This window comes from Bacteroidota bacterium (genome assembly GCA_034723125.1).
Taxonomy (GTDB): domain Bacteria; phylum Bacteroidota; class Bacteroidia; order CAILMK01; family JAAYUY01; genus JAYEOP01.
On record JAYEOP010000617.1, the window covers coordinates 1 to 6,686 of the forward strand.

At 28.8% G+C, this 6,686-nt stretch carries 5 protein-coding genes and 1 tRNA gene; all 6 read right to left on the reverse strand.

The window, feature by feature from the left end; all coding sequences use genetic code 11:
* Window positions 1–177: 177 nt before the first annotated feature.
* A tRNA-Gln gene (locus tag U9R42_15250) sits at window positions 178–250 on the reverse strand.
* A 256-nt stretch (window positions 251–506) separates the two neighbouring features.
* Complete coding sequence (rny, locus tag U9R42_15255) at window positions 507–2,069, reverse strand: ribonuclease Y (protein ID MEA3497382.1); 1,563 nt, start codon at window positions 2,067–2,069, stop codon at window positions 507–509.
* 93 nt (window positions 2,070–2,162) lie between these two features.
* Window positions 2,163–2,444, reverse strand: coding sequence for a cell division protein ZapA (locus U9R42_15260; GenBank protein ID MEA3497383.1), 282 nt, complete (start codon window positions 2,442–2,444; stop codon window positions 2,163–2,165).
* Window positions 2,445–2,459: 15 nt separating this feature from the next.
* On the reverse strand, window positions 2,460–2,744 hold the full coding sequence (locus tag U9R42_15265) for a hypothetical protein (protein MEA3497384.1): 285 nt from the start codon (window positions 2,742–2,744) through the stop codon (window positions 2,460–2,462).
* The gene (gene pheT / locus U9R42_15270) at window positions 2,741–5,155 is read right to left on the reverse strand and encodes a phenylalanine--tRNA ligase subunit beta (protein MEA3497385.1); all 2,415 of its coding nucleotides are present in this window, start codon (window positions 5,153–5,155) and stop codon (window positions 2,741–2,743) included. Before pheT ends, U9R42_15265 begins: the two co-directional genes overlap by 4 nt.
* Before the next feature lie 143 nt (window positions 5,156–5,298).
* Window positions 5,299–6,039, reverse strand: coding sequence for a tetratricopeptide repeat protein (locus tag U9R42_15275; protein ID MEA3497386.1), 741 nt, complete (start codon window positions 6,037–6,039; stop codon window positions 5,299–5,301).
* Window positions 6,040–6,686 lie beyond the last annotated feature (647 nt).

The window sequence follows — 6,686 nt, forward strand, 5'->3', positions numbered from 1 at the left end:
ATCATTGCTTCTAAAATTGTTTTTCCCTGCAGAGTTAAAAGCAGTGAAAACAAAAATTAGTATTAAAAGAAATGAATACAGTTTCATAATTTTGATTAATTAAAATTATCAAATATACAAATTATTTAACTTTAATTGTGGGCAAAAAAAATCCCGCAAGAAGCGGGATTTGAGAAGCTGTCCGACCAGGGCTCGAACCTGGACTCTTCTGGACCAAAACCAGACGTGTTGCCTATTACACCATCGGACAGTAAAAATGAGAGTGCAAAATTAAATAATTTTTTTATTCTGCGAAAGAAAAATATTCTTTTTTATATTTTTTTCTGAGTAATAAGTTTTTCTTACTTAGTGCCTCTTAGAAAACTATCTATTTTTATAAAATGAATTATTTTTGATGAGATTTTTATTTTTTGAGACGAGGCGATGCCTTAGCATCAGTGAGTTGAGAAAGATAAAAATATCGCAAAAAGAAACATTTTTAATTTTGTAGAGTTTTCTAAGAGGCACTACTTAGCATACGATATAGACCTCTTTTCCCTTATCACAGTAATTTTAATTTGTCCCGGATAAGTCATATTTTGCTGTATTTTCTGAGAAATATCAAATGAAATTTCTGCTGCTTTTTCATCATCAACTTTTTCACTTTGAACAATAACTCTCAGCTCTCTACCTGCCTGAATTGCAAAACTTTTATGAACTCCATCGTGTGATAATGCAACATTTTCAAGGTCTTTTAATCTTTTCATGTAAGATTCAAAAACCTCTCTTCTTGCTCCGGGTCTTGCCCCTGAAATAGCATCACAAATTTGTACAACAGGAGAGATAAGATCAGTCATTTCAATTTCGTCATGATGAGCACCAATAGCATTTACAACTTTTGGATGTTCTTTGTACCTTTCTGCCAAAATAGCACCCAGCAATGCATGTGGTTGTTCAGGATCTTCATCCGAAACTTTTCCAATATCATGTAGTAAACCTGCACGTTTTGCTAATTTTGGATTCAACCCAAGTTCACTTGCCATAATTGCACACAAATTTGCAACTTCTCTTGAGTGCTGTAATAAATTTTGCCCATAAGAAGAACGATACTTCATTTTACCAACAAGCTCAATAAGTTTTGGATGCAATCTTTGTATTCCTAAATCAATGCACATTTTTTCACCTATCTCAATAATTTCTTCATCCATTTGTTTAGAGGTTTTCTTAACAACTTCCTCAATTCTTGCAGGATGAATTCTTCCATCAGTAACTAATTTATGAAGTGATAGTCGTGCTATTTCTCGTCTTAATGCATCATAACCGGAAAGAACTATGGAATCAGGAGTGTCATCAACAATAATTTCCACACCTGTAGCAGCTTCTAAAGCACGAATATTTCTTCCTTCCCGTCCAATAATTCTACCTTTTATTTCTTCATTTTCAATTGGGAAAACAGAAACACAGTTTTCTACTGCTTGCTCGGATGCAAGTCGCTGAATTGATTGAAGTATTATTTTCTTTGCTTCTTTGTTAGCTGTCATTTTTGCTTCATCCAAAATATCTTTTATCTGAGATTTTGCTTCATCTTTAGCATCTTCTTTTAAGCTTTCTATTAATTGAGATTTTGCTTCTTCGCCCGACATTCCTGCTATTTTTTCTAATTGTTCAACTTGCAATTTGTGCAATTTTGACAACTCTTCTTTTTTGTTTGCATTTTTTATCCTCTGATTTTCAACATCTTCTTTTGTATTCATTAAATCAGTTTCATTGCGACTAAACGCTTCCTGTTTTCGCCTAAAATTCATTTCTCTTTCCTTCAACTTGCTGTTTTGGGAATTAATAACATTGTTTTTTTTATTCAATTCATTTTCATGTACTGATTTTAAATGAAGAAATTTTTCTCGTGCTTCTAAAATCTTATCTTTTTTTAATATTTCTGCTTCTGTTTTTGCTTCTGCAAATAATTTCTCTTTATTCTTTTTAAGTTCTATTTGTTCTACTTTCAACTTACTAGCTAGCAATACTCTTCCTAAAACAATTCCTGCTGCTAATGCAACAACACCTATAACAACAACTATAATAATATTCATACCTTTAATATTTAATGATTTATGTTAAACGGATTTGAATAACTTTAGCAAAAAGGGTAAAAGAAAGAAATGAAATTATCTCCAAAAAAATTATTACTCCTGTGTAAGAGTTTCTAATATAAGTAATTGTTCTTTAATATTTTCTTTGGCAATTTTATATTTTGATTCAATATTTATTAGTTCTGTTGCAAGCTCTAATGCACACATTGATAGTGATGCCTGTTTCTCCGTTATTGAATATTGTTCAGTATATAATTTAATTTTTTTATTTACCAATTCAGATGCTTTCCTTATATTACCTTCTTCTTCAATTGCTACTTTTAAAGGGAATATTCGGTCGGCTATATTAACTTTTATGGAAATTTGTTCTTTCATCCTTTTTTTTAAAACCTAACTTTCAAGTAATTCCAATCCTTTATTTATCTCCTCAAGTAATCCGTCAATTACATTACTTAACTTTTCTTTTTCACCAGACTCAATTGTACTGGTCAACTGCAAATTTACATTTTTATTTTCTAATTCATTAATTCTTTCCTTATTCTTCTCTAAAATTTCTTTTAGGTTCAAAACTTCACTTATAAGTTCTTCATTTTCAGAAGCTAATTCTGAGTTACGTTTCTTTAAGGTCTCTATATTTTCTTTTATCTTTTCAAAAGAATGTTGTATCTCTTTCATTTTCTTACTATTGCATTAATCTCTTTTTCAAGAACATTAATTATTTGTAAAACAATTTTATCAACCTGCTCATCTTTTAATGTTTTTTTATCATCCTGAAACTTCATTCTTATTGCATAAGATTTCTTTTCTTTATCAATATTATCTCCTTCATAAACATCAAAGATATTAATTTCTTTTAAAATATTAAAATTTAATTTATAAATATTATTTTTGATTTCTTCATAAGTCAACTTTTTGTCAAGCTCCATTGAAATATCTCTTGTCATTGATGGATATTTACTTGGCTTTACATATTTTGTTGTTTTACTTTCTTTTATTTCTCCTAACTTTTTATAATCAATTTCTGCAAAAAATACTTCAAAATCAATATCAAAACGCTTGGTAATTTCAGGATGTATCAATCCTATTTTTGCAATTTTCTTTTTGTCTGCTTTGTATTCCAAACAATAAATAAAATTTTTATCCTTTGAATTCTTTTGTTTTATTTTTTTAGTATTTCCTGCTTTACGCAAAATATTATCAACATATAATTTTAAATAATAAATATCAGTTTTTTTCTCCTCAGTGTACCAATTAGCTTTAGTTTGACTTCCTGTTATCCAAATACCAAGTTTTTCTTCCTCAATATAATTTTCATTAATTTTAAAATATGTTTTACCAAACTCATAAAACTTCAAATCGGAATTTCCTCTTTTTTTATTAAATGAAATAGTTTCAAGTCCTGATAACACAAAGGTATTTCGTAAAGTAGCAAGATTGGTATTTACTGCATTAATTGTTGTTACAGATTGAATTCCCCCATCTTCTTCATCTTTCAAATATTTTGAATTAGTAAAAGATGGTGTAAGTATCTCAAAAAAGCCCTTTGCTGTAAGATAATTTGAAATGGAATTTCCCAGCTTAAGCTTACTACTTAACTCCTCATTTGGCAAAACACTTTTTACTTGTTCATTAAATTCAATTTTGTTATAAGAATAAATTCTTAAAATTTCCTCAATTATATCAACATCACGCAACACATCAGCTCTGTAAGTAGGAACAATAATTTTTATCTTTTCATTTCCTTTTTGTTCAATTTTATATTCAAGAGATTCTAATATTTTAATCACTGTTTCTTTAGGGATTATATTTCCAACAACAGTATTTATAAAATCAAAACTTATTTCAATTTCTTGTTCTTCAATTTTTTGAGGATAATTATCAATTATTTCTGAACTTATTTTCCCTCCTGCTATTTCTTTAATCAATAAAGAAACTCTTTTTAAAACATCAACAGTGTTATTTGGGTCGGTTGTTCTTTCAAAACGATATGCAGCATCTGTTAAGAAAGCATGTTTTTTTGATGCTTTACGGATTGCTGTAGGATTAAAAAATGCACTTTCAAGAAAAATATTTGTAGTATTTTCATTCACAATTGAATTAACACCACCCATTACTCCACCCATTGCCACAGCTTTTTTGCCATCACAAATCATTATTTCCTCTCCGTTAAGTTCAACCTTGCTATCGTCAAGAGTAATAAAAGTTGTTCCTTTTTCTAGTTTTTTTACAACAATTTTTTTGTCCTCAATTATATCAAAATCAAAAGCATGAAGTGGCTGACCTGTTTCAAACATTACAAAATTACATGCATCAACAATATTATTTACAGGATTATTCCCTATTGAATTAAGTTTTTCTTTTAGCCAGTCAGGTGATTCTCCAACCTTAACATCTGAAATTACCAATCCCGAATATCTAGGGCAAAGTTCTCTTTCATCAATTTTAACTTCTACGTCATATTTTTTTTCTTCAATGGAAAATTTTTTTAAAGAAGGATAATTTATTTTTTTATGCAACATTGCAGCAATATCACGAGCTACTCCGAGATAAGAAATTGCATCTCCCCTATTTGGTGTAATTGCAATTTCGATTACTGCATCTTCTTTAGTATCAAGAGTTTCTTTAAAAGGTATTCCTGTTTTTAATTTGTCATCCAAAACCATTATACCATCATGTGAATCACTTAATCCAATTTCATCTTCGGCACAAATCATTCCTTGAGATAAAACTCCACGTAACTTAGCTTTTTTTATTTTTATTTTTTCTCCTTTATTTGATGTCAAAGTTGCTCCAACTGTTGCAACAGCTACTTTTTGACCTTTAGCAACATTGGATGCTCCACAAATAATTTGTAAGTATTCATCAGTATTTATATCAACTTTACAAATGGTCAATTTATCAGCATCAGGATGTTTCTCAACTGAGTTTATGTATCCAACAACAAGCTCATCAGGAATATTTTCCGAAGCTGATATTTTTTCAATACCTTCTACCTCAAGTCCTGTATTTGTAAGTATTTCTTCTACTTGTTCAATGGGTAAATCAATGTCAATATAATCTTTTAACCAGTTGTATGAAATTAACATTCTCCTATTATTATTAATTTTATTAAATAATCACATTTCTTAACAAAGAGCAAAATTATGAATTATTAGTTTTATTGAAGCTAATAAATTCATTTTACATAAATAAAAATATTTATATTTCTTATGGGTTTTTAAAAAGGACTTTAATTCACTTTAGGATTTTTCTTATCTTCATCCACACAATACTTTAATCTCATATCAAAAGCTCTTCTGTTACCAAGTTTTTCAGCAGTCTTCCAGTCCTTACAAGCAGCGTCTCTGTTTTGTAATTTATAATTACAGATTGCTCGATTGTAATAGGCATCAACAAATCTGGAATCTAAATAAATTGCTTTATCAAAATCGTCTAAAGCATCTTTGTAATAATGGAGTTTGTAATATGCTACTGCACGTCTGAAAAATATTTCAGGATTATCGCTATCATGAATCAACGCTTGTTCATAACACTGTATAGCTGTTTCATTTTTTTCCAAACAAAAATATGCATATCCTTGATTGAACCATGCTTCAGAATTTTTTGGTTCTTTTTTTAGTACTTGTTCAAAATCATAAATAGCTTTTTCATATTTATTAAGGTCAAGATTTAAAAATCCTCTATACAAATATGCTTTTATATAATTTGGATTAAGACGAATAGCCTGATAAAAATCCCTTTCTGCTTTAAAATAATAATTTGCAAGATATTCTGACAAACCTCTGTTAAAGTAAATTACAGGATTTGTTTTGTCATTATTTATAGCAATAGTATAATCCTGAATGGCACCGTTATAATCTTTGTTTTGGTGTTTTCCAAAACCAGTTGCAAAATATTTCTCAGCAATGGTTTGGTTAAACCCGTTAAGAGTTATAACTATAAAGAATATTATATAAAATACTTTTTTCATTGGTTTATAAAAACTTCAAATTTAATTCAAAAACGTATAAGTAACAAACTTATTACATTTTTCCCAAAATAAGATACTCAACCATAGAAAGAAAGTATTTCAAATATGATAAAAAATGTTTGAGAAAATAATATAAGTATGATACTAAAATAGAGGTGAACTATTGATTTGTATTATTTTGTAGTGAATATTCGAACTAATAAGTGGCTATAAGAAAAACGTATATTTTTGACTGTTAGAATATTATGTGCTCAAGTTTCGCATAATAATTCTGTGTGCTAACATACTTATTATCTGGCTGTTATATTATGTGTTTTTTCTTAGTGCAACTTTGTGCCTTGGTGTCTTTGTGGCAAGATATTGATAATTAGCCACGAAGGCTCTAAGACACGAAGAATCACAAAGTATGAAACAATTCATTATGGAATTATTATACTATTGATTTTCTTTATGTTATCACAACTCGACATTTAATAAGTTTCCGAATATCAATTCTTTATATTCAAATGCGAAACTTGAGTTATGTGTATTCTGTCGCTTGAATCTAATGTCATAAAGTAGTCATTTGATTGTCATTAAATTGTCATTAAGTTACAAAACCCAATGACAGCTTGGCTAAATGACTATTAATGACAATTGAATGACTT